Origin of the sequence: Photobacterium sp. GB-1, assembly GCF_003026165.1 — a bacterium.
Taxonomy (GTDB): domain Bacteria; phylum Pseudomonadota; class Gammaproteobacteria; order Enterobacterales; family Vibrionaceae; genus Photobacterium.
In genome coordinates this window covers 151,182-175,319 of sequence record NZ_PYOB01000005.1, presented here as the reverse complement: position 1 = coordinate 175,319, position 24,138 = coordinate 151,182, and the positions used below count along the sequence as shown (strand labels likewise).

At 40.2% G+C, this 24,138-nt stretch carries 18 protein-coding genes; 1 reads left to right on the top strand and 17 read right to left on the bottom strand.

The genetic code is table 11. The annotated features are described in order from the left end of the window. Positions 1 to 128: 128 nt before the first annotated feature. The 11 genes from purF to fabB all read right to left on the bottom strand — a co-directional run bounded on the left by purF (position 129) and on the right by fabB (position 15,781). Entirely contained in the window at positions 129 to 1,646 is a 1,518-nt protein-coding gene (purF, locus tag C9J45_RS07955) for an amidophosphoribosyltransferase (RefSeq protein WP_107260087.1), read from the bottom strand. Between the two features lie 74 nt (positions 1,647 to 1,720). Beyond that, a complete protein-coding gene (gene cvpA, locus C9J45_RS07950) occupies positions 1,721 to 2,212 on the bottom strand; it encodes a colicin V production protein (protein ID WP_006646399.1) in 492 nt (163 codons plus the stop codon). 62 nt (positions 2,213 to 2,274) lie between these two features. Continuing rightward, positions 2,275 to 2,931, bottom strand: coding sequence for a cell division protein DedD (gene dedD / locus C9J45_RS07945; protein WP_107260085.1), 657 nt, complete (start codon positions 2,929 to 2,931; stop codon positions 2,275 to 2,277). A 51-nt stretch (positions 2,932 to 2,982) separates the two neighbouring features. Further along, positions 2,983 to 4,242 carry a bifunctional tetrahydrofolate synthase/dihydrofolate synthase gene (gene folC / locus C9J45_RS07940; RefSeq protein ID WP_107260083.1) on the bottom strand — a complete coding sequence of 420 codons (1,260 nt, stop codon included), beginning with the start codon at positions 4,240 to 4,242 and terminating at the stop codon, positions 2,983 to 2,985. A gap of 190 nt (positions 4,243 to 4,432) precedes the next feature. After that, positions 4,433 to 5,362 (bottom strand): acetyl-CoA carboxylase, carboxyltransferase subunit beta, encoded by a 930-nt coding sequence (gene accD, locus C9J45_RS07935; protein WP_107206059.1) that lies wholly within the window; start codon positions 5,360 to 5,362, stop codon positions 4,433 to 4,435. A 141-nt stretch (positions 5,363 to 5,503) separates the two neighbouring features. Next, positions 5,504 to 6,289, bottom strand: a complete 786-nt coding sequence (gene truA, locus C9J45_RS07930; protein WP_107206058.1) for a tRNA pseudouridine(38-40) synthase TruA — start codon at positions 6,287 to 6,289, stop codon at positions 5,504 to 5,506. Between the two features lie 197 nt (positions 6,290 to 6,486). Continuing rightward, positions 6,487 to 10,740 (bottom strand): FimV/HubP family polar landmark protein, encoded by a 4,254-nt coding sequence (locus C9J45_RS07925; RefSeq protein ID WP_107292393.1) that lies wholly within the window; start codon positions 10,738 to 10,740, stop codon positions 6,487 to 6,489. A gap of 249 nt (positions 10,741 to 10,989) precedes the next feature. Continuing rightward, positions 10,990 to 12,003: an aspartate-semialdehyde dehydrogenase gene (locus C9J45_RS07920; RefSeq protein ID WP_045127745.1), complete on the bottom strand. Its 1,014-nt coding sequence runs from the start codon at positions 12,001 to 12,003 to the stop codon at positions 10,990 to 10,992. Further along, a complete protein-coding gene (locus C9J45_RS07915) occupies positions 12,000 to 13,175 on the bottom strand; it encodes a 4-phosphoerythronate dehydrogenase (protein ID WP_107292392.1) in 1,176 nt (391 codons plus the stop codon). Before C9J45_RS07915 ends, C9J45_RS07920 begins: the two co-directional genes overlap by 4 nt. A 19-nt stretch (positions 13,176 to 13,194) precedes the next feature. Beyond that, positions 13,195 to 14,361, bottom strand: coding sequence for a nucleotide sugar dehydrogenase (locus C9J45_RS07910; RefSeq protein WP_107206054.1), 1,167 nt, complete (start codon positions 14,359 to 14,361; stop codon positions 13,195 to 13,197). Between the two features lie 205 nt (positions 14,362 to 14,566). After that, complete coding sequence (fabB, locus tag C9J45_RS07905; protein WP_107245737.1) at positions 14,567 to 15,781, bottom strand: beta-ketoacyl-ACP synthase I; 1,215 nt, start codon at positions 15,779 to 15,781, stop codon at positions 14,567 to 14,569. A gap of 332 nt (positions 15,782 to 16,113) precedes the next feature. On the opposite strand from fabB, the gene mnmC reads away from it, so the two are divergent. Then, positions 16,114 to 18,171, top strand: a complete 2,058-nt coding sequence (gene mnmC / locus C9J45_RS07900; RefSeq protein WP_107292391.1) for a bifunctional tRNA (5-methylaminomethyl-2-thiouridine)(34)-methyltransferase MnmD/FAD-dependent 5-carboxymethylaminomethyl-2-thiouridine(34) oxidoreductase MnmC — start codon at positions 16,114 to 16,116, stop codon at positions 18,169 to 18,171. Between the two features lie 72 nt (positions 18,172 to 18,243). Here the strand turns inward: mnmC and C9J45_RS07895 are convergent, their stop codons facing one another. From C9J45_RS07895 to C9J45_RS07870, 6 genes are all read right to left on the bottom strand, one after another. Next, a complete protein-coding gene (locus C9J45_RS07895) occupies positions 18,244 to 19,542 on the bottom strand; it encodes a glycoside hydrolase family 18 protein (RefSeq protein ID WP_107292390.1) in 1,299 nt (432 codons plus the stop codon). A gap of 309 nt (positions 19,543 to 19,851) precedes the next feature. Further along, the gene (locus C9J45_RS07890; protein ID WP_107260070.1) at positions 19,852 to 21,225 is read right to left on the bottom strand and encodes an MBL fold metallo-hydrolase; all 1,374 of its coding nucleotides are present in this window, start codon (positions 21,223 to 21,225) and stop codon (positions 19,852 to 19,854) included. Positions 21,226 to 21,402: 177 nt separating this feature from the next. Beyond that, positions 21,403 to 21,843 (bottom strand): phosphotyrosine protein phosphatase, encoded by a 441-nt coding sequence (locus C9J45_RS07885; protein WP_107260066.1) that lies wholly within the window; start codon positions 21,841 to 21,843, stop codon positions 21,403 to 21,405. 109 nt (positions 21,844 to 21,952) lie between these two features. Next, the gene (locus C9J45_RS07880; RefSeq protein WP_107292389.1) at positions 21,953 to 23,014 is read right to left on the bottom strand and encodes an LPS O-antigen chain length determinant protein WzzB; all 1,062 of its coding nucleotides are present in this window, start codon (positions 23,012 to 23,014) and stop codon (positions 21,953 to 21,955) included. 21 nt (positions 23,015 to 23,035) lie between these two features. Next, positions 23,036 to 23,296, bottom strand: a complete 261-nt coding sequence (locus tag C9J45_RS07875; RefSeq protein WP_107206032.1) for a YfcL family protein — start codon at positions 23,294 to 23,296, stop codon at positions 23,036 to 23,038. A gap of 41 nt (positions 23,297 to 23,337) precedes the next feature. Continuing rightward, positions 23,338 to 23,862 (bottom strand): elongation factor P hydroxylase, encoded by a 525-nt coding sequence (locus C9J45_RS07870; protein ID WP_107292388.1) that lies wholly within the window; start codon positions 23,860 to 23,862, stop codon positions 23,338 to 23,340. Positions 23,863 to 24,138 lie beyond the last annotated feature (276 nt).

Sequence of the window (24,138 nt, the reverse complement as noted above, 5' to 3'; positions counted from 1 at the left end):
AGGACAGGCGATTCTCACATCGCCAGTGATCTTATAGAGTCATGGTTAGAGGCCAGAGCTTATCCATTAAAAAAGCCGGAGTTTTTACACTCCGACTTATCACTACTATATTGGCTCACATATAAGGTTTAAATACCTTCGTTATGTAACTCTAAATTAGCTAAATCCTGCTGAATTTCACGCTGCTTCTTCGAATCATCACTGCGTAGTGAATCTAAATACTCTAAGTACTTTTGGTTCACATCACCGGTAACGTAATTACCATTAAATACAGACGTTTCAAATAATTTAATTTCAGGATTACCTTCGGCAACGGCATCAACCAAATCTTGTAAATCTTGGAAAATCAAACCATCAGCGCCAATAATATTTGAAATTTCTTCCACTTCGCGACCATGAGCAATTAACTCATTAGCGCTTGGCATATCAATACCATAGACATTAGGGAAGCGAATTTCAGGAGCTGCTGATGCTAAGTAAACTTTCTTCGCTCCTGCTTCTCTTGCCATTTCGATGATCTGCTCTGATGTGGTACCACGAACAATAGAGTCATCGACTAACAATACATTTTTATCTTTAAATTCAGAGCGAATAGCGTTAAGTTTACGACGCACAGACTTACGACGCATTTGTTGTCCTGGCATGATAAACGTACGGCCCACATAACGGTTTTTAACAAAGCCTTGGCGATAAGGTTTATCTAACGTACGTGCAATTTCTAGCGCACTGTCACAAGAAGTTTCTGGAATAGGAATAACAACATCGATATCAATATCTGCCCATTCTCGTTTAATCTTTTCACCCAGCTTGGTGCCCATCGCTAAACGCGCGCCATAAACAGAGACTTTATCAATAAATGAATCAGGACGAGCAAAATAAACAAACTCAAATACACATGGATTTAACTGTGGATTATCGGCACATTGCTGAGTAAATAATTGCCCATCAAAAGTGATGTAAACGGCTTCACCAGGCGCAATATCACGGACAAAATCAAAACCAACCGCATCAAGTGCCACTGATTCTGAAGCTACCATGTATTCGGCTTTACCTTGTTCTTCACGCTTACCAATACATAAAGGGCGAATACCATTTGGATCACGAAATGCAATTAAGCCATGACCGATAACCATAGCAACAACCGCATACGCACCTTTTACAATTCGGTGAACTTCACTGATTGCTTTAAAAATTTCCTCAGGGCTAATAGGATAACTTGGACAATGCTCAAGTTGATTTGCCAGAATATTCAGTAAAATCTCAGAATCTGAGGTTGTATTGACATGACGTTTAGCTTGCTCAAATAAGGTCTCACGAATATCTGCTGCGTTGGTTAAATTACCATTATGAGCCAGTGAAATACCGTAAGGAGAATTAACATAAAACGGTTGGGCTTCTGATGCACTAGAGCTACCCGCAGTTGGATAACGCACGTGTCCGATACCTACATTACCTTGTAAGCGTTGCATGTGTTTAGCTTCAAAGACATCACGCACTAAACCATTCGCTTTACGCAGACGGAAACGATTGCTTTCTAAGGTACAAATACCCGCAGCATCTTGGCCGCGATGTTGCAGCACAGTAAGTGCATCATAGATAGACTGGTTTACCGGGGTTGAGCCCACGATTCCAACAATACCACACATTTCCAAAATCCTCGTCGTGCATAAAAATACAGTTACCAAATCGAATAAATTTGGTAACTGCTATTAATTTGGCGCTATTTCATGTTAGGTAAGAAGCTTGAACTGTGTTTGATATAGGAAAAAAACCATTCAATGACAACGCCAAACTGTGGGATGAGTTTTGACTGTTTCCACCAATCAGCACTTGCAAACCCTGTAAAGGCATCGAGAAAGAACAATACTGCCGCAACAATTAACACGCCGCGAACCCCACCAAAAACTACGCCCAAAACTCTATCAGTACCAGATAACCCTGTTTTCTGTACTAACTGACCAATAACATAGTTAACTACCGCGCCAACAATCAGCGTTGCGATAAATAAAACGGCAATAGCGCTACCGTTGCGAAGCATTTCATCATGAAAGTTTGTAAAGTAAACCGCAAGCTGTGGGTAGAAATTACTCGCCACAAAAAACGCAGTAAACCAGATAACTAATGAAAGTGCTTCTTTAACAAAACCACGGATTAAACTTACCAAAGCGGAAAAGCCAATCACGGCTAAAATTACATAATCAATCCAGATCATCATGTGTATTTCGTCTTGTTGATGCGTATTCTAACAGAAAAAATGAAGACGCAAACGTTTACTTAAGGTTTTATTGGGCTAAATTGATACAATTTACCACTTAACCCGGTTAATTTTTTCAAGTCATCAATCTTAGCCAAAAGCTTATCTTTTGAAAGATCGGGTCCCACAACAACTTTTACATACTGACCCGGTTGCGCATCTTTAGGTAATAAATGTGCCTGGTAACCATTTAATCGCAGCTTCGCCACTAGTGCGCTGGCATTCTTAAAATTACCAAACGTACCTAATTGGATCATCCAGCCACTATTTTTTAATCCTTGCTCAGACACAACTGCAGGCTCTGGCTTTACAACAGGTTGGGGTGTTACGACAGTTTTTGGTTGCTCAACGGGCACAACAGGCTGTTCAGGTTGAGGTGCTTTGTCTTCTTCAACGGTATAGGTTTCATTATTATCACCTGATGATGTTGAAACCGTATCTTTACCATTATCCACTGTTACTGTGACAGGATCTTTAGGTAGCTCCGAATTTACCGTTTCAGGGTTAGGTATTTGAGTAAACTCCTTTTGATCACCCATTTTAGGCTGTAACGGAATGCTTTCGAACTGCTCTTTATAGTGCTGTTTTTGCCCATCAAAAAGATCAGGAAGAAAAATCACGCCAACGGTTACCAAAATAATGGTACCAATCAGTCGATTTTGAAATTGGCTAGCCACATGGACTCCTATACTATTTAACCACTTTATAATAAAAGTGTTTTTCACTCATTAACGTAAATGACTCGTTATTTGCCCGACAGTGTAAAACGAGCCAAAGACGATTACCATATCATCTCGGTTAGCTTGTGTTAGCGCTTGGTCAAATGCAGCCTCTGGCTTATCAAAACCCATACAATCTGGTGGTAAATACTGCAATATTTCATCGGCAGTCGCCGCTCTTGGGCCCGTTAAAGAAGCGGGATACCAATGATCTACTACATCTTTCATCATTGCGATAGTCGACGCGATATCTTTATCGTGAAGCATCGCAACGACAGCATGAATATGCTTCTTACCTTCTTTTTGTTTAATTCGGTTTAATTGCTGAGCGAAATATTCGGCTGAATGGGGATTATGTGCGACATCCATAATGATCAATGGATCATCACTCACACGCTGCATACGTCCTGGTAATTGAGCTTTACTTAAACCTTGAATAATATTCTCTTCCGAGATATCAATCTCTGCCGTTCCTAAAGCCATTAATGCTGTGGCTGCATTAGGGAGCGGTAAATTAGGTAGTGGCAAGTGAGATAAATCAAATGCACCACACTGCCAGTTCCAATGGTCATCGGCTACTTGATAATCAAATTGATAACCAACTTGATGTAATTCTGCGCCAATATCATCCGCGTGAGCAGGAACCGTAGCTGGCGGATGAGGTTGGCCGCAAATAGCCGGTTTACCTGAGCGAAAAATACCTGCTTTTTCATAACCAATTACGTCTATATTATCACCAAGCCAATCGACATGATCGATTGCAAGACTGGTGATCACGCTAACATCATGATCAACAATATTAGTGGCATCTAATCGCCCACCAAGGCCAACTTCCAATACAACAACATCCACTTGATGTGTTTTAAATAGTGTTAACGCAGCAAGCGTACCAAATTCAAATAAGCTTAAACTTATATCACCCCGCGCCGCTTCAACGCTTGCAAATGCTTTGCTATGTTCACCGTCGTCAAGCTCTTTATTATTGATACGAACACGTTCGTTATAACGTACAAGGTGAGGAGAGCTATAAACACCAACCTTATAACCTGCTTCAATTAAGATAGCTTCTAGCATGGCACAGGTTGAACCTTTACCATTAGTACCCGCAACAGTAATAACACAAGGCGCAGGTTTAAGAAGATTTGCTTTTTCACCCACAGCTTTAACGCGATCTAATCCAAGATCGATTGCACTGGTATGTAATTGCTCAAGATATTTCAGCCATGTTGAAAGCGAGGCTGTCGCTTGTGGTGCAGTCAATCCTGACATGAGAAATCATTCACTTGTTTATAAATTACTTGAGCCATAATTTACCATCGAATCTTAAATAACTTAAACCTATGACGATATAAATTCGATTAAACGCCACGTTAATGGCAATAGCGCTATTACATACTCAAAAAAAAACCGCCTAGCGATTAGCTAAACGGCTTCTATATTCATCAATCAATATAATCAATTAGGTGTTTTCTGAATCTTCAGCTTGGACAGTAGCCTCAACAGACTCTGGCTTACTATCGACAGAAACAACTAACGGTGATGCTTGGTTGGTCATTTTGGCAACAAGACCTGCAACACGCTGACGCATTTCACGGCGATCAACAATCATATCAATCGCACCATGTTCAAGGAGGAACTCACTACGTTGGAAGCCTTCTGGTAGCTTCTCACGTACGGTTTGCTCAATAACACGTTGACCTGCAAAACCGATCAGTGCTTTGGGTTCACCAATATTGATGTCACCAAGCATTGCAAGGGATGCTGATACCCCACCCATAGTTGGATCGGTTAACACAGAGAAGAAAGGTAAGCCTTTCGCTGATAAACGCTCTAACGCCGCACTGGTTTTCGCCATTTGCATCAGTGACATCAGTGCTTCTTGCATACGTGCACCGCCACTTGCAGAGAAGCAGATCAATGGGCAGTTATTTTCAATTGCCGCATCCACTGCTCGTACAAATTTAGCACCAACGACAGAGCCCATTGAACCGCCCATAAAAGAGAATTCAAAAGCACATGCAACAATAGGTAGACCTAAGACTTCCCCTTTCATTGCGATTAATGCATCTTTTTCACCCGTGGCTTTTTGCGCGCTATACAAACGATCTTTGTACTTTTTAGAATCGCGGAATTTAAGCTTATCTTGCGGCTCTAGCTCTGCGGCAATCTCAACTTGCGTATCAGCGTCTAAGAAAGTTTCAAGACGACGACGTGCTTTCATACGCATGTGATGATCACACTTAGGGCACACCTCTAGATTGCGCTCAAGATCTGCATGGTACAGTACTTGATCACAAGAGGTACATTTCGTCCAAACGCCCTCAGGAATCGACACTTTTCGTGAAGAGACAATGTTGCTTTTAGTTAGAATCTTTTCAAGCCAGCTCATGAATGACCTTTATTCTTTAATGCTTCCGCCGTCAATGGCCGAAGATACAAATTCATTGGATAACGATCAGAGATTAAAACACAATCTTACTAATCTGTAGATAAAAAACTGGTACTACCTTATCAAGCTAACCCTTGTAACTCAATCAGCTAAGAATAACGGACCTAATGGTACACGCGGTAAATTGTGCTCTTTCGGGTAATCAACATCAACCAAATACAAGCCTTCAGCTTTGGCTGTTGCTCCTGCTAATGTGCGATTTTTTTGCGCAAGTAGCCACTCAATCCACTCTGGTTTTTCTTCACCTTTGCCGACTTTAATTAAGCTACCTGTGATGTTACGTACCATATGGTGAACAAACGCATTCGCTTTGATATCAATGATCACAAAGTCGCCTTGGCGAGTGACATTCAGGTGCATTAAATTACGCCATGGGCTTCGAGATTGACAGTGAACCGCGCGGAACGACGTAAAATCATTTTCACCCAGTAAGTACTGACCAGCCTCATGCATTTTTTTCTCATCAAGATGGCCGTGATAATGGCTAACACCATTACCTAAAATAGCGGGACGTAAGGCGTTATTAAAAATGATGTAGCGGTAACGGCGTGCTGTCGCAGTAAAACGAGCATGAAAATCCTCATTCACTTCTGTCGCCCAACGTACCGCAATATCTTTAGGAAGATGAGCATTAGCACCCATCGTCCACGCCACCATTTTGCGATCAATATTAATATCGAAGTGAACAACCTGCCCCGTGCCATGAACGCCAGCATCAGTTCGTCCAGCACAGAAGACTTCTACTGGTTGATTGGCGACTTTAGAGAGAGCTTTTTCCAAACGCTCTTGTACGCTATCTACATCACGTTGGCGTTGCCAGCCATAATACTTAGCACCATCGTACTCTACACCTAAAGCTATTCGCATAATTTATTCAACTTCGATTAATCAAACCTATGTAAACCACTAACACGTAATTTACGAAACTGTTCCGAATTATAAGTAATTCACAAGATAAGGGAAAGAATAGCGCGATAGGGATAACATAATGCAGCAAGTAAAAATAAAAAAAGCACGATAGAATTATCTCTACCGTGCTTGTTCTATCTTAAACAAGAGTGATGTTACAACTTCAAAAGCAATCTTTTGGCTTCTGCTTGAAGATCTTGTTCAGCATTTTTCGCAATATCCTCTAATAAACCAACAGCACCTTCGCTATCATTCATTTCTAAATAAGCTTTAGCCAAATCAAGTTTACTTGCATACTCACCATTAGTATCAACATCATAGTCACCAATACTGGCTAACATATCAGGGTACTCGTCAAGCCCTACCTCTAAATTTAAAGGATTGGTATCGGGATCAACTTGCTGATGCGATGGGTCATCTTTCATTAATTCATCAATACTAATATAAGATGGTTTTTCAGCTATAGATTGTTCAGCCAGTAACTCACTGGTTGCTACGCTTTCCAGATCATTGGTATGTAATGAGAAGTCAGACTCTAACGAAACAGACTTCACGTCGTCTTTTACCAAATGCGGTTGTTGTGTCCAATCTTCTTGAGCTAACTCAGGCTCAGATACCGAGGTTTGCCATACTTTAGCATCATCATCAGACAGCTCATCGTCAAAAGTATAATCTGCTTCTAACTCATCTTCTGTTTGCGTTAATAATCCATCACGTTCACCGTCTTCTAAACCCAGCCCAGAGCGCTCCACTTGCTGTTTGGGTAATTCATCCATTAATAATGGTTCAGTCTCAACATCAGTCGTGTTGTCACTAACCTCTTGTGGCTGTATTGACTGAGATGGGCCTTCATTATCTGCATTACCTGCATTACCTGCATTATCATTTAATGAATCATCAAACAGTAATGCATCCATATCAAGACCTGCAGAATCAACCATGGTTTGATCCAACTGATCTAATACAACTGGCTTCTCTGTTACCTCAATAGGCTCTTCATTGGGTAAACGTAAACCTTGTTCAATTTCATATTGCTCAAGCTCATGTTGTTCATCCAATGAGGCTTGCAGCGCTTCACCTTCATCAAACTCTGGAATGGTCGTTGGATCGAGTTTTTCAAAAGGATAAACATCCCTTTGAGCGGTATCAAATGGCGATACTTCATTTTCACTAGCAACCGTTGATGCTGGTAACGATGACTCATCAGGTAATTCAGGAGCGGTTTCAGCAACAAAATCTACTGTATTTTCAGGAGATAATTCAGATTTAGGTGAATACTTATCTGCAGCTTCCGCGGCTTGCTGCAATTGACGAATAACATTATCAAGTGCGATTTGCTCATCAATGTCGTTATTAAGTTCTGTTTCGTCAAAAGGCTCAGCATCAGGATCATCCAATGCCGCTTGTTCATCAAATTCAGGTAAATCATCGAGTGATAATACGTCTTGATGAACAGCATCTTCTTGTGGTGATTCATACACATCATCAGCAAATGCTTTTAATGCATCCTCTTCATCAAAAGAAGGAAGATCGTCTACATTCAGCGGTTCATGTTGCTCTGCTGCAACATGACTCGCTAATGCATCTTGCTCATCTAGTTCACGTTCAAGATCTGAAACGGTTAATGGCTTAACATCACTGTCTAGCGATTGACGATAAAAGTCTTCGTCTAAAACATCATCTAAGATCTCATCGAATTTCTGTTCACTACTTGGCGATAAGGTTTGCAGCTCTTCAGTATTTTGTGACTCAAGGACTTCTTTCGATGGCGTATCGCGAGTGTCACTCGCAAATTCAGACGTGAAAACATCATTCGGTGCTTCTTCACTCGGCAATTCAGTTACAGCTTCAGACCCTAATATATCAGGCTCTAAAGTATCAGCATTGCTTTCATCAGTAAGAGATATGTCTTTTTCCTGTTGAGCATATTTTTCAACATCACTTTCAGGATTAATAACATCCTGTGATTTCTGCTCTAGATCAGAAGCGAATGATGGCGATTCGATAATTTCATCAAGATGTTGATTCTCATTATTAGGAGCATCTTGTTCATCGACTGCTGCTAACTGCTCAGATAAAATTTCATCTAACAATTCAGTACTGGATTCATCGATAGCAATATCATCTTGTGGTGATGAGGTTTCACTTTCAGCGTCATTGTCTTTCAATAATTCATCAAGCAGTTCAGTACTATCTTCAGCCACTTCTATCGTTGAATCAGATTGTTCCGGTTCATCCTCATCTAAGATCAACTCATCAAGCAATGCTGTACTGTCTTCAGCCACTTCTATCGTTGAATCAGACTGTTCCGGTTCATCCTCATCTAAGATCAACTCATCAAGTAATGCGGTACTGTCTTCTTCAAGTTCAATATCACTACTTAATTCATCATCTTCTACTAACTCATCAAGTAATGCAGTACTACCTTCTTCAAAAACACGTTCATCATCTTGTGTTTCATCCGTCAGTTCATCTGAAACAGTTTGATCTAATTCAGGTAAATCAGCACCAAAGCTACCAAATAATGCATCCAATTCATCTTGGTCAATATTCTCAGAGGCTTTAACTTCAACATCTTTTGACTCATCATTAATTTCAGACGTAACGTGGTCTTGGCTTTGCTCTTCTGCTTGTTGCAAAATTTCATCTAATAATGATTGCTCTAACAAGCCGTTATCTAACTCTTCATTTTCGTTATCTGCTGGCAATGGCTTAACATCGTCATTATCACTAAGATCAAAGTCATCCTGAGATAAATCAAAATCATCGAGACTATTTTCAGAATCTTCATTTTTCGCTGATTCATTGAGAGATTTCTCCCACATTAACGCTAAGGCTTCATCTGAACTTGGCTCGCTCTCATTATCCATTTCATCAAGAGCACGCTCCATGTCTTCTAAACCAATAGCATCATCACCTTTAACTGAAATACTACTACTTAAGTTATTTTCAAAAGCTTCATCAAATTCAATATCATTAACAACTGCTGATTCAGTCTTCGTATCAGCGTCATCGCTAAATTCAGTAACAGACTCTTTTACCTCTTCTTTCTCATTTTTAGTTGACGGATCATTCTTATCATCAATATCTAACGTAAAGTCAGGCTCATTGAATAGATCATCATCCGCAAACAGGTCATCTAGGTCATCTGAAGTATCAAGAGCTTGCTCATCACCATCAATAGGAGGGATGACAACAGGTGCCGTTTCAGCAGCTGAAGCCTCTGGAGCATTTAATGATTTCACCTCATCTTGCTCTTCTTCTTTACGACGCAATAAGAAGAATGCCAACAATGCAGCAAGTAAACCGCCAGGAATAATACCAGCAGCAGCTAATGCCCAAGGGTTATTAGCCAGTGAATCAAACCAGGTTGAAGTAGGTGGTGTCACAGGTTGTGGCGCATTTTGCAGTTGTTTTTGTTGCTCTAAGAAAGTCAGCAGTTCTTGGCGTACATCATCGCTATCTTTAACTTGATCTTTTAATGCATCAACTTCTTGTTGCATTTCCGCTAAGCGTAAACGAAGCATGTGGTTACTTTCCACCAGCTTTGTCATTTGCTCATCTGTCATCGCTTTTTGCTGTTCTGATAATTCAGGCTTGGCAGGAATAGCCGTATTTTCTACATTATCAACATCAACATCAGCAACTTCAACGTTTTCAGTTTTAGGCGTTTCAGAAATAATCGCGGTTGATTCAGCTGGTGTCGCTGCACTAATCACAGCAGCAGTTGTTGCTACCGCTACCGCTTTCTCTATTGTTTTTGCTGGAACATTTGTTGTTGAGTTAGCCGTTTCATCAACTACCGCCACAGGCTTTACAACTGGCTCTGCGGGCTGTGTGCTTTTTACGTCTTTTTTCGCTGCTTGCTCTGCTTGTATTTTTTGTAGTTCTTCAGGCTTGGGCTTTAATTTTACAACACGTTTTTGGCTAGCTGGCTTTGCTTTAATATAGGGTGCACGTCTTTTATCCGCTTCTAATTGACGACGGATCAAGCTCTCTTTCTCGTTCTTAACCTGGCTTAATGTTGGCATAACCAAGGTACTACCAGGGATCAATCCATGAATATTGCTGTTTTCAAATGCTTGTGGATTAACGTGATAAATAGCACCGATAACTTGGTATACAGATACTGAAGCATTAGGACGATTTCGAGATGCGATTGACCACAAGGTTTCTTTTTCACCTGTAGGGCCATAACGACGAGTAGAAAGTGGTGCGGTGTTAGACTGCGAAATTGAACGCAGATCAGGTGTATCAATACCTCGGCTCGCTTGCGAATAGGATCCATCCTCATTCGACGGGCCAATAATCCGAACAGTATTCGCATTCACCACAGGCAAATAAGAAGAAATGGTAACGAAAGCTACCGGTACAATAAAGCGCTTTACTATCTTAGGGATATCAGACACTGCCTGCGTTCCTCTCTGGCAGAGATAAATAAGCCGAAAACGTTAATTCAATGAACGCATTTCGAAACAATACGAGTTGCTTATATGTTCTACAAACTACACATATAACGACAACATAAAGAAAATCTTAAGGTTGTTATGGCTAATTTTTGCTAGCTGACGATGTATGTCAAGTGACTACTTAGGGTTTTACCAGCAAGATCATGGAAATGAGAAAGGAGCAATCTCTTGCTCCTTTTTTTATTTCTTTTACAAATATTCTTCAATTAGCTTTTCAGCAATCTGGATACTATTTGTTGCCGCACCTTTACGAACGTTATCAGCTACAACCCACATATTCAGACCACATGGGTGGCTTATATCTTCACGGATACGACCTACCATCACGTGATCTTTACCTACTGAATCTGTTACCTGTGTTGGGTAATCAGTACCATGGAAGACTTCAATACCATCAGTATTTTCAAGTAGATTAATTGCATCTTCGATGACAACAGGTTGATGCGTTTCAACATGTACCGCTTCTGCATGACCAAAGAAAGCAGAAACACGCACACAAGTTGGGTTAACACGAATACTTGAGTCGCCAAGAATTTTTTGTGTTTCCCACACCATTTTCATTTCTTCTTTGGTGTAACCGTTATCCATAAACTCATCGATATGAGGTATGCAGTTAAATGCAATTTGCTTGTCATAAGCACTGTTTTCAGCTGGCAAACCATTTAGCAATTTTGCTGTTTGACCGGCAAGCTCATCAATTCCCTTACGACCAGAGCCAGATACCGATTGATAAGTCGCAACATTAATACGATCAATACCATAAGCATCTTGAATTGGCTTAAGAGCAACTAACATTTGAATCGTAGAGCAATTGGGATTTGCAATAATATTACGGTTGCGGTAATCAGCAATCGCTTCAGGGTTTACTTCAGGGATCACTAACGGAACATCATACTCATAACGGAATTCAGATGTGTTATCGATCACCACTACACCAAAATCTGTGGCAATAGGCGCCCAATGACGTGATGCTTCAGCGCCTGCTGAAAACAAAGCAATTTGAACTTGGCCCCAATCGAAATCTTCCACGTTCTTCACACGGATTGATTTACCTTTAAAACGTAACACTTTGCCAGAGCTACGATCACTTGCCAGCAAGTAAAGATTGCGAACAGGAAAATTACGCTCTTCTAGCACCTCGACCATAGCTTCGCCGACAGCACCTGTTGCGCCTAGTATTGCGATATCATATTCCTGACTCATTGAGTGACCTCTACTACTGTAAAACCTAATTTAGCCAGCGACTCTACCTCAAAATCGGCCTTGCCTGCTACTGTAATTGCACTATATTCACGGCGATCCCAGTAGTTTTTTCGCATCATATCAAAAGCAGTGGCCATTTTGCTGTTATCGTCACCAGCTAGCTGCATTTGACGACGGAACATACCGTCATCTTTACGTACATCATACACCAATTGGGTAAGGCTAAATAAACTTGCCTCGTCCCATTGACGACTTAATTCAACTTGAGGAATTGGCGCAACAGGCAATAGTTCACTCGCATCTACCTGCTTATCAACACCTAGAAACTCACAAAAGCGGTTGAAAACCATGGTTGTTCCACGCGCTTTACCTTCAAGCCCGTATCCAGCTACATGCGGTGTCGCAAAAGCTAAATACGGTAGTAGCTCTAAATCCACCAATGGCTCTTGCTCAAACACATCAAGTACTGCTGTAAGTGCCTTCCCTGTACCATTATGAGAAGCCACTAAGGCCGCTTTTAAAGCACTATTATCAACAATAGGACCACGTGCCGCATTAATTAAAATAGCATTGGGTTTTAATGCATTTAGAAAAGCGTCGTTGACTAAGTGATGAGTTGGAAACTCGACATCGCGAGTTAACGGGGTATGGGTTGTGATGACATCACACTCAGCAAGTAGCGTTTCAACTGAATCAAATTGACGCGCATCGCCTTGCGCTTGCTTTAATGGATCGTTAAGCAGATAACGAATACCTAATGCATCTAAACATTTCGCCAAATATGAGCCAACATTACCAGCACCAATGATCCCAACAGTGCGATCAAAAATAGAAAAGCCTTGTTGCTGGCCTAATACCATTAAGCTACTCAGTACGTACTCAGCAACACCCACTTTGTTACAGCCTGGTGCTGCTGTGAAAGTAATACCACGCTCAGCTAATAGCGGTTGATCAACATGATCTTGTCCTGCTGTTGCAGTTCCCACAAATTTTAACTTATCGGCTTTTTCTAACAGACTGTTATTAACTTTCGTCACCGAGCGGATCATCAGGGCATCAATCCCTACCAAATCATCAGCCGTTAAATTTCGACCTGGTTTGGCGATGACCTCACCAAGCTCACTAAACAACGCCAACGCATACGGCATATTTTCATCAATAAGGATTTTCATTTCGGCTTCCCTGCTTTACTTAATCAGCCCCGAATAAATCTCGGGTATATACTTTTTCTTGTACATCTTGAAGTTCAACCGCCATACGATTAGAAACAATCACATCAGACATCGCTTTAAATGCTTCAAGATCTTTGATGACTTTCGAATTAAAGAATTCATCTTCTTCCAGTACGGGTTCAAACACCACCACTTCAATACCTTTGGCTTTTATACGTTTCATGATGCCTTGAATACTGGATGCACGGAAATTATCTGACCCCGATTTCATTATTAAGCGATAAACCCCAACCACTTTAGGCTGTTTGGCAATAATTGAATCTGCAATAAAGTCTTTACGTGTGGTATTCGCATCCACAATCGCACCAATAATGTTATTCGGCACGTCACGGTAATTCGCGCGTAATTGCTTAGTATCTTTCGGCAAGCAGTAACCACCATAACCAAAGGATGGATTATTATAATGATTGCCAATGCGAGGGTCTAAACCTACGCCTTCGATAATCTGACGACTATCCAAGCCTAATGCTTCCGCATAGCTATCAAGTTCATTAAAATAAGCCACACGCATCGCAAGGTAAGTATTGGAAAATAATTTTACCGCTTCTGCTTCTGTAGAATCTGTAAATAAAACGGCAATGTCTTGCTTTTCAGCACCTTGTTTTAATAGTCCTGCAAAGATCTCAGCTCGCTCTGAACGTTCACCGACAATAATACGAGAAGGATGTAAATTATCGTACAGTGCACGACCTTCACGTAAAAACTCTGGCGAGAACATAATATTTGTAATGCCGAACTGTTTTTTAATACTTTCTGTATATCCAACAGGCACGGTTGATTTAATCACCATGGTCGCTGATGGATTTTTCTCGATCACATCTTTAATAACGGCTTCTACTGAGCTGGTATTAAAGTAATTTGTGATCGGATCATAATCAGTTGGGGTCGCTATAATGACAAATTCAGCGCCATCATAAGCATGTGATGCATCCGTTGTTGCTACAAGGTTCAATACTTTATGCTGTAAAAACGCTTCAATTTCCGTATCAACAATTGGAGAGAGACCTTGATTAATTAACGCAACTTTCTCTTCAATAATATCGAGTGCAACAACCTCATTATGCTGAGATAACAGCACCGCATTAGACAGACCGACATAGCCGGTTCCCACCACAGTAATTTTCATTACCTAACCTCAATGAATAAATGTGCAAGTAACTGTAATTCAACCCTTGCCTACTGACTTTAGTGTAACTGAAAACATGTTAAAAAAACAAAAGCAGCAATAACTAACAACTATCTCACTGTATTATTGAAAAAGAGTGAATAAAAAAAGAGCCATAATCACTTATGGCTCTTTCTTAATATAAACGGTGAGTAATTAAATACGATTACGCTTCGTATTTCTTAATCACTAGTGTTGCGTTAGTACCACCAAAACCAAAGCTGTTAGACATAACAGTCTTCAGTTCAACATCACGCTTCTCAGTCACAATATCAAGACCTTGTGCTGCTTCGTCTAGGTTATCAATATTGATGCTTGGTGCAACAAAACCGTGCTCTAACATCAATGTTGAATAAATCGCTTCGTGCACACCCGCCGCACCCAATGCGTGACCCGTCATGGCTTTTGTTGCAGAAATTGCAGGGCTGTTTTCGCCAAATAGCTCTTGGATTGCACCTAACTCTTTCACATCACCAACAGGCGTTGATGTACCGTGAGTATTGATGTAATCAACAGGCGCATCTAGATCTTGCATCGCCATCTTCATACAACGAACTGCGCCTTCACCTGAAGGTGCAACCATATCGTAACCATCAGATGTTGCGCCATAACCGACGATCTCACCGTAGATTTTTGCGCCACGTGCTAGTGCGTGTTCTAGCTCTTCAACCACAACCATACCGCCACCACCAGAAATCACGAAACCATCGCGATCAGCATCATAAGTACGTGATGCTTTTGATGGATCATCATTATATTTGGTTGATAGTGCGCCCATTGCGTCAAACATCATCGTTAATGACCAATCGAGCTCTTCACCACCACCGGCAAAAACAATGTCTTGTTTGCCCAGTTGAATTAGCTCTAATGCGTGACCAATACAGTGTGCAGATGTTGCACATGCAGAGCTCATGGTGTAGTTAACACCACGGATCTTAAACGGTGTAGCTAAACACGCAGAAACCGTTGAAGACATTGTACGGGGTACCATGTAAGGACCCACACGTTTCACGCCTTTTTCACGTAGCGTATCAACTGCAATGTATTGATTATGCGAAGACGCGCCACCTGAACCTGCCACAAGACCAGTACGCTCATTAGAAACTTGATCTTCAGCTAAGCCTGAATCGGCAACCGCTTGTTCCATTGATAGGTAAGCAAAAGCGGCAGCGTCACCCATGAAACGCATTTTTTTACGATCAATATGTTCTGCTGGGTTAATTTTCAAATCACCCCAAACATTTGAACGTAGTTTCATTTCAGCAAACTGCTCAGAAAAATTAATGCCTGACTTGCCTGTTTTCAATGACTCTAGTACTTCTGCAACGTTGTTACCAATACTAGATACAATGCCCATGCCTGTAATTACGGCTCGTTTCATGATGACTTCCTACTAAAATTAATTGGATATAGCCTAACCGTGAACTATCTCTACGGTGGATTTTCTCCCAAACGGCTTTAAGATGCACGTTCATAACAGCAATTTTACCGTCTTAACGGAACATCATATCTTAAAGCGGTTTGGCGTTTGTTATACCGAGATAACAGAGCTATCGACTATAACGGCTTTAGTGGTAAAAAGTGGTCAGCTTTCCTGATATTCGGGTACAATCGGTTCAAAATTGCCATTTCTTTCTATATTACGCCTAAAAGTGGTGATATTTAAACCAAGTTTTTCATAATCGTTTGTCCGTTATAAAAGAGGTTTCCCTTTTGTCTTCTTCACAACAAGAAAAATCCCCCTTACAAATTGAAAATGCTGTTCTTGATTGGAATGATGTGGGAACCCCCGTCTCAAATAACTTTGATGATGTCTACTTCTCCAACGTTAATGGATTAGAAGAAACGCGCTATGTTTTCATTAAGCAAAATGGCTTACCTGAGCGCTGGATTGACGGCGATCGACGTCGTTTTGTTATTGCAGAAACAGGATTTGGTACCGGATTAAACTTTTTAGCCGTATGGAAAGCATTTAAAGATTACCGCTCTCAACACCCTGATGCCACAACCACTGAGCTACATTTTATCAGCTTTGAAAAATTCCCGGTAACTCAGCAAGATTTGATTAAAGCCCATCAAGCATGGCCTGAACTTGCTGAGTTTGCAGAGCAACTTCATGCCCATTACCCACCCGCTATTGCAGACTGTCATCGTATCGTATTAGAAGATGGCATGATCACCTTAGACCTCTGGTTTGGTGATATTAAAGATTGTATGCCTCAAGTATGGGTTGGCGATGAGGGTATCGTCGATGCATGGTTCCTTGATGGTTTTGCCCCTAGCAAAAACCCTGAAATGTGGAATCAAAACTTATTTAACGGCATGGTTAAAATGGCACGTAAAGATTGTAGCGTAGCAACCTTTACCGCTGCGGGCTTTGTTCGTCGAGGGTTAATAGAAGCCGGTTTTGATATGCGCAAAACCAAGGGCTTTGGTACTAAACGTGACATGATCGTAGGTCACGTTGTTGAACGTCAGCATAAAACGAATATTATGCCTTGGTATAATCGTGAAGCACAGACAGAGCCAAACGCAAATATTGCGATTATTGGTGGTGGTATCGCATCTGCAACTACCGCACTGTCTTTGCTTCGTCGAGGTCAAAATGTCACATTATATTGCGCTGACAATGAACTTGCTGAAGGTGCATCAGGCAACCGACAAGGCGCTGTCTACCCGCTATTGAATGGCAATAATGATAAGTTATCCCGTTTTTTCTCTAGCGCTTTTATCTATGCACGACAACTTATAGAGCAAGCCGCAATTCACAGCGATTTTAGTCATAACTGGTGTGGCGTAACTCAACTGGCGTGGGATGATAAATCAAGCCATAAACTCGCAAATATCATCAATGGTGGTTTTGCATCTGAACTTGTTCATCATCTCGATAAGGAACAAACCAAACAAATCACGGGTATTGAAACCGGTTTTGAAAGTGTTCATTACCCACTTGGCGGATGGCTATCACCTAAAGAGTTAACCACAGCGTTAATTGAACATGCCGTTAATGAAGGGAAACTGACGCTACAAACACAAAAAGAATTATGTCAGCTAGAACAAGTTAACAAAACTCAATGGCAACTGACTTTTACAGATGGTAGTGAAACGCGGCATAGCACAGTTATTTTGGCTAATGGTCACCGCTTTAATCAATATCCTCAAACCCAGCAGATCCCTGCTTCTTCTGTACGCGGGCAAGTCAGCCACGTGCCGACCAACCCATCACTGGGCGAGCTAAAAACGGTGCTTTGTTATGACGGCTATCTCACTCCAATAAACCCAGAAACCCAAAGCCACTGCATTGGAGCAAGTTACGATCGTCGTAATATTGATCTTAATTTTAATGAAAACGACCAACAAGATAACAAGCAACGGTTAGTAAACTGCTTACCTAATGTTGAGTGGCCTAAACAAATTGATATCGATGGCTTTGATGTTCACAACAGAGCACGTGTTGGTATTCGTTGTGCAGTACGAGATCACTTACCGTATGTGGGTAATGTTTGTCGTTATGATGATTTATTACAGCAATACGATGATCTTAGAGATAATCAAACGTCAGCGAAAGCTGCCCCAATCTATAGCAATCTTTTTGCTATTGTTGGTTTAGGCTCTCGTGGATTAAGCTCAGCACCATTACTCGGTGAACTCTTAGCATCGCAAATTTGTGGTGACCCACTACCACTACCACTTGACGTACTTGAAGCGCTCCACCCAGGTCGCATGTGGGTTAGAAAGCTACTTAAAGGCAAAGCAATTCAGGCACTATAAATTAATAAAAAAGCGCAATGACTATCCTCTAATTACTAGCGGATAACTTATTGCGCTTTCTTTATTTTACCGTTACTTCAATTCTGCCGACATAACATTCATTAGTTCATTATTTTCATCGCCAGATAAATCCCATACAAAAAGACCTGCAAGCTTGTTTTTCTTCACCCAATCAGCTTTGGCTTTTACCGAGCGTGAATCATCATAACTAATAAAGACTTGTTTCTCTTCATTCCACAAGTAAGGTGCCTCAGCTTTCTCGTCATAACCTGAGATATAGCCTTGTGCTTTTGTATAGTTACGTTTTAAGTCCCAATACATAAAGTAACCAGGCTCTTGTGCTGACGTACCAAAACTTGCACCTTGCGTAGAAGAAAGCTCTTTCGGAATGGCTTTGCCATCAAATCCTTTGGTTCCTTCCCAGCCTCTACCATAAAATGCCGCACCAACAACTAATTTATCAGCAGGGATCCCCAGAGAAATCATTTTATTCACAAAGACATCGGTGCCCATTCCCCACCAACCATTATCCGTTGCATGAAGATTAGTTAAATGCCCTGTTTGTGTCCCCCATCCACCTAAATAATCATAAGTCATCGCAAACATATTAGTTAAGTGCGGAGCAACAGCAGCCCAATCAATTGACTCTGCTTTACTTCCTACACCAACAGCAGTAGAAAGCTCATATTCACGCCCTGTTTTTTTCTCTAAGTTATCTAACTCTGCACGTAGTGTTTTAACTAAATGGGTATACGCTTCTTTTTCTGATGCTTTCTGCTCATCCGATAATTTAGTATCAGGATTCCAAGGAGAGGTTGTTAAACCGCCACCACCTGGGTACTCCCAATCTAAATCAATACCATCGAAAAAATCATACTGAGCAATAAGTTCAACAGCTGATTTTGAAAAGTGCTCAATCGATGCTTTATCTTTTGCCATTGCATGGAAAGGTTCAGACATTGTCCAACCACCAAAAGAAGGCAATATTTTTAATTCCGGCTTTTCATTTTTTAAATCTTTAAGCTGAGCAAAATGTCCTTTATAAGCAACCTTAGCTTTCGTCGGCCCAAAATCTTTCTGTAATGCTGATACTTGATCAACTATCACCGCACTAAAAGGCTCTTTACCCTGACATGCAGCTTCAATTTGTTTCTGTACCGCATCACTCGCACCTTGATGTGGACCACACATGCTTAAAAAAGCATAAATAACATGAGTAAGCTTATCTGCAGGAATATCTTTAACAGTATAAGGATTAGCTTCATTATTGTATTGCCAGTCGGCAAAGTAACCCGCAACAACAGGAGAATCAGCGGCAACTGCTGAAGAGCTTAATAGAGCGGCTATCGTAAGAGGTAAAATCGCTTTCATAAATGTCCTTATTTATCATTATAACTAGCGGCTAATGCTTTTAGCTTCACAATAAAAAAGAACAACAGCTAAGATAACAATAAGCCAATATAGAGTAATGACTACCTTAGTTTGAATATTGATAAGAAGGGATAAATAAAAAGCGTAAAGACTAAATTTTAGATATTTTTCAGATTCAGCTCTTATTTATAATTGAAATGAAATTTAAACCATTAATTTTATTCAATACAAAGCATCTTATTATATTGAGAGCAAACAGCGTAATCACTCTCAAAATAAAGACATTAGAAATACTATTGAATCATATTGCTATTCATGAGCAGCAATAATGATATGGGCTTCGGGCTTACAGTCTTGTAAACATTTTGCCAGTTGTGTTTGCGCAACAACATCACCATGAACAACACGGATCACTGTAGGACCCTCATTGATCCCAGCAACAAACTTGACTAAATCATCTTGTGCAGCATGAGCCGAATAGCCAGACATTTGATAAATATTAGCTCCAACATCTATCGCTTGATTATGTATTTCAACCACTTCATCGCCATTACATAACGCACGTCCCAGTGTTCCTTCTGCTTGATATCCAGCAAAAATGACATCCGTTCTGGAATCTGGCAATAACGCTTCTAAGTAATTAACAATCCGTCCGCCTGCACACATTCCACTTGCGGCAACGATAATCGCAGGCTCCCCTGAGTGCTTTAAACGATTAACTAACTCGATATGATCTTGATGTGTTTCTATCGTAATACACTGTTCAAAAGAAAGAGGGTGACGCCCCATATAACGTCGATCTTTTGCTTCTTTTGACCATAACTCTTGAAAATGGCGATATTGCTCCGTCACCTTCAAGGCTAATGGTGAATCTAAGATCACTGGTAATGATTTCCAACGACGATAGGTATTATCATGACTCGAACCTGTTAACACATCAGCTAATATATTCTCGATATCAAACAATAGCTCTTGTGTACGACCCACGCTGAAAGCTGGAATTAAAATTGCTCCGCCATCTTGTAATGAATGTTCTATAATTTTCCGCAAATGAGCTTCACGTTGCTGGGTATCATGTAGGGCTTTATCACCATAAGTACTTTCAATTACAAGTACATCAGCTTTGTCAGGGGAAACTGGATCGGTTAATAGCGGTGTATTGCAAGGGCCGAGATCGCCACTAAATACTACAATATTTTGATCAGGAAGCTCTACTTCGATATAGGCAGAACCTAAAATATGACCAGCTTGACGAAAGCGAACAGAGACACTATCTCCATTTAATAAAACGACTTTCGCCCAACAATCATAAGGGACAGGACGTATTTTTTGCTGAATAAGTTGTGTAAACTGCTTACATTGCTGAGAGTTAAAACCTAATTGGATTTTTAAACCATCTTCAAGCATTAATGGCAATAATGCTGCCGTTGCTTCTGTCGCATAAATTGGACCGGTAAAACCAGCGGCAAGTAACCATGGTATACGACCAATATGATCAATATGGCTATGAGTGATCAAGAGCGCTTCAATACGTTTAACATCGAATTCAATATCAAACTTATTATTCTTACTTTCAGCACCCTGAAACAGACCACAATCAATTAATAGGCTGCTATTACCAATCACTAACTCATGGCACGATCCTGTTACGCCAGTTTTTGCTCCATGGTGAATAATATCCACGAACATTCCTTGTGTTTATATTTCGTCCAATTTTTGATAATGACAGAGCCATTACCATGATAGAAATATTAACAACTAGAATCGGATCAGGCTCACGAAATCAACGATAAACAATCTTGTAACACGCAAATAACGCACTACTGACTCAATAAATAAACCATATTTATAAACGGAAGATTAAAGTTTAGCCACCCAGGCTTGTGAGGCTTGCTCCACTAACATTAATGAATGCTCAAACGCTTCACAACTTTGACGGTATGGATCAGGAATATCACGTTGACCAATCCATTGTCCAAACAACATAGTTTTACCTCGAGCTTCAGGAGCTATATTGGTTACAGCTTCAATATGGCCTTTTTCCATCACTAAAATCAGATCATATTCATGACATAACTCAGGCGTTAATTGCTGCGCTTTATGATCGGATAAATCCACACCATATTGCTCCATCACCTCACATGCCATCGCATCAGCACTCTTACCAACTAACCCACTTTTTTGAGTTGCAATACCCGCAGAGGCGATATGTTTCGCTGGCAACTTTTTCTGCAAAAGACGTTCACCCGAAGGAGAGCGACAAATATTGCCAACACATACCGCGAGGATTTTGTTGAACATGGTTAACTCCGTTTAATTATATTCAATAATCGAAAGTAAACAAAAAGGCCAAGTAATATAGTACTTAGCCTTTCATTTATTTTCTAATTTTATTCTACGTTAAATTATTTTATTTAGCGTTTTTATTAAACGCGCTCTTTAATAAAACAATTGCAACACCGAGCATCATACCAAGTAAGAAACCTAATACTGCAATGAGTGGGCGCTTTGGCTTATCACGACTGATTGGATAATCAATATTTTGCAAATAGCGAACACTTTTTAAGGCTAGATTATGATCCATTTTAATTTTAGAGAGTAACTCTAATTTAGTTTGAATAATTCCAAGCTGAGGCTGGAACACACTAAGATCTGTAATTTTTTTAAGAACCTTACTTTTTTCAGTTAGAGCTTCTGTTCCAAGATCGATTTGGAATAACTCACCATTATTGTTCATATCGGCTAATGGTTTAGTTACATCAGCTGATTTAGCCATATCTAAAGCATAATTTGTTTTGATTAATTCATTTGCTAGCTGTTGTTTAGCATTAGCCTCTAACGATATTTTGTTAGCTTGTAAAATTTGTTGGTGATATGAAATTTTAGCATCAAGTTCATCAATTAAATCATTACGAACTTTATTTGAGATAGCATCTGAGTACGCAACTAAAAGATCGTGTGCTAATGTTGAAGACGTCGCCTCAAAGCTCAGTTGATAAAAATCTGGTTGATTTTTTTTATCGGGTTGTGATGCTGAAATTCTTTTTGCCCAGCGAGTGATAAACTGTGCTTTGTTTTCATCAGTAAGCTTTGCTTCATCAGCATATTGCTTCATAATCTCATTATTTTCAATAAACGCTTTTTTATTATCAAAGGCATTAAACTCTGTAATGTAATCACTTAATAAAGCATCACTACTCAAAATTCCATTGATTTTTGCAGGATTATTAATAACAGCATAGAGATTTGTTATTTGACTCCGAATATTAGCAGTATTTTGATACTGCCCTGCTGTTATAACAGCTTTCGATGTCCACCACTGCTGAGCCGTGAATGCATAAACAATAGCACAGGCTGTGAAAACGACTGAACATACAGCTATCGTCACTTTACCTTGCCAAAGCGTTTTGACTAACTCAACTAAATCAATCTCATCACTTGGAGAGTTATTTACAGCTTGAATATCACTCATTATTTTTCCACAAACCTAAAACTAAGCCGAAACTTTTTGCCACATTTGGCACACAAGAACATAATCTGATGGAGAAAGCTCACTTTTTGCATCAGCAATGCTTCGCTCTACTTTTTCCTTCATTGCTGACAGTTGTGATTCATTTTCTAATTCACAATCAGCAGCCGCTAATGAAATATGCCCACGCAAATAACCACCAGCAAACAGCTCATCGTCTGTTGCAGTGTCTATTCCATCGTCGATAAGCTGCAATAGCCTCTCTTCGTATTCTTGAATTGTCATTTCCTATCCTATACACAACCCATTTCATTATATCGAACGTGTTATGTGAAATCCTGTTCTGTTAACTGTTTAATACCATAAAAAGCTCGAAATACATCAGATAGCATTTTTGCTCGTTCTGGAACTCCGTACTCTAAATAGGTTAGTACTTGTTCACGCACTTTAAACGTGAATGCTACCCTATCAGGCTCACAGTCACCACTCAAGTTGTCACAGCTTACTTGGAATGTAAATCCGCAACTTGCTGATAAAATCCACTCTATGGCCTGTGGTTTAATCTCTACTTTCTCGAATGCTGCTTGAACAGCTTCAGAGCGTCCATCAGGTTCATACCAATAACCATAATCCTCTAATTTGCGTCGCTCAGCACCTGCGATACACCAGTGTGCTAACTCATGCATTGCCGAGGCAAAATAGCCACGAGCAAAAATTATCTGATTATGCTGTCGCTCACTAGAAGCAGGCAGATAAATTGGCTCTTCACCGCCTAGAAGTAACTCTGTATTGAGACTGTCTAAAAATACCCCATTGAAAATAACGATTAAGTCGTTGTAATCATGTCTCATACTAATGGTAACTTCTAAAATACATAACTTATCGATTATACAATGCAGTGAATCTAAGTGCGAATATTCTTAAGGTGACAGACTATGACAAACGTCATGTTATTGTCATTTTATAAAGAGATGACAATTTTTGCTTACTTTTCAGTCAACTATTCTAATAAAAATAAGAATACGCCACTCAAAGCATAACAAACTTAAATACTCAGCTATTAATTTAGGATGAATTAAATTCATGTATAACCATTTTCTTTTCATTAGAAGTAGATGACTATCACA

What these genes read in the sequence shown, in the direction of transcription:
- purF (WP_107260087.1), bottom strand. Translation starts at nt 1,646, where the DNA reads ATGTGTGGTATTGTTGGAATCGTGGGCTCAACCCCGGTAAACCAGTCT.
- cvpA (WP_006646399.1), bottom strand. Translation starts at nt 2,212, where the DNA reads ATGATCTGGATTGATTATGTAATTTTAGCCGTGATTGGCTTTTCCGCT.
- folC (WP_107260083.1), bottom strand. Translation starts at nt 4,242, where the DNA reads ATGTCAGGATTGACTGCACCACAAGCGACAGCCTCGCTTTCAACATGG.
- accD (WP_107206059.1), bottom strand. Translation starts at nt 5,362, where the DNA reads ATGAGCTGGCTTGAAAAGATTCTAACTAAAAGCAACATTGTCTCTTCA.
- truA (WP_107206058.1), bottom strand. Translation starts at nt 6,289, where the DNA reads ATGCGAATAGCTTTAGGTGTAGAGTACGATGGTGCTAAGTATTATGGC.
- C9J45_RS07920 (WP_045127745.1), bottom strand. Translation starts at nt 12,003, where the DNA reads ATGAGTCAGGAATATGATATCGCAATACTAGGCGCAACAGGTGCTGTC.
- C9J45_RS07915 (WP_107292392.1), bottom strand. Translation starts at nt 13,175, where the DNA reads ATGAAAATCCTTATTGATGAAAATATGCCGTATGCGTTGGCGTTGTTT.
- C9J45_RS07910 (WP_107206054.1), bottom strand. Translation starts at nt 14,361, where the DNA reads ATGAAAATTACTGTGGTGGGAACCGGCTATGTCGGTCTGTCTAATGCG.
- fabB (WP_107245737.1), bottom strand. Translation starts at nt 15,781, where the DNA reads ATGAAACGAGCCGTAATTACAGGCATGGGCATTGTATCTAGTATTGGT.
- C9J45_RS07895 (WP_107292390.1), bottom strand. Translation starts at nt 19,542, where the DNA reads ATGAAAGCGATTTTACCTCTTACGATAGCCGCTCTATTAAGCTCTTCA.
- C9J45_RS07885 (WP_107260066.1), bottom strand. Translation starts at nt 21,843, where the DNA reads ATGTTCAACAAAATCCTCGCGGTATGTGTTGGCAATATTTGTCGCTCT.
- C9J45_RS07880 (WP_107292389.1), bottom strand. Translation starts at nt 23,014, where the DNA reads ATGAGTGATATTCAAGCTGTAAATAACTCTCCAAGTGATGAGATTGAT.
- C9J45_RS07875 (WP_107206032.1), bottom strand. Translation starts at nt 23,296, where the DNA reads ATGACAATTCAAGAATACGAAGAGAGGCTATTGCAGCTTATCGACGAT.
- C9J45_RS07870 (WP_107292388.1), bottom strand. Translation starts at nt 23,862, where the DNA reads ATGAGACATGATTACAACGACTTAATCGTTATTTTCAATGGGGTATTT.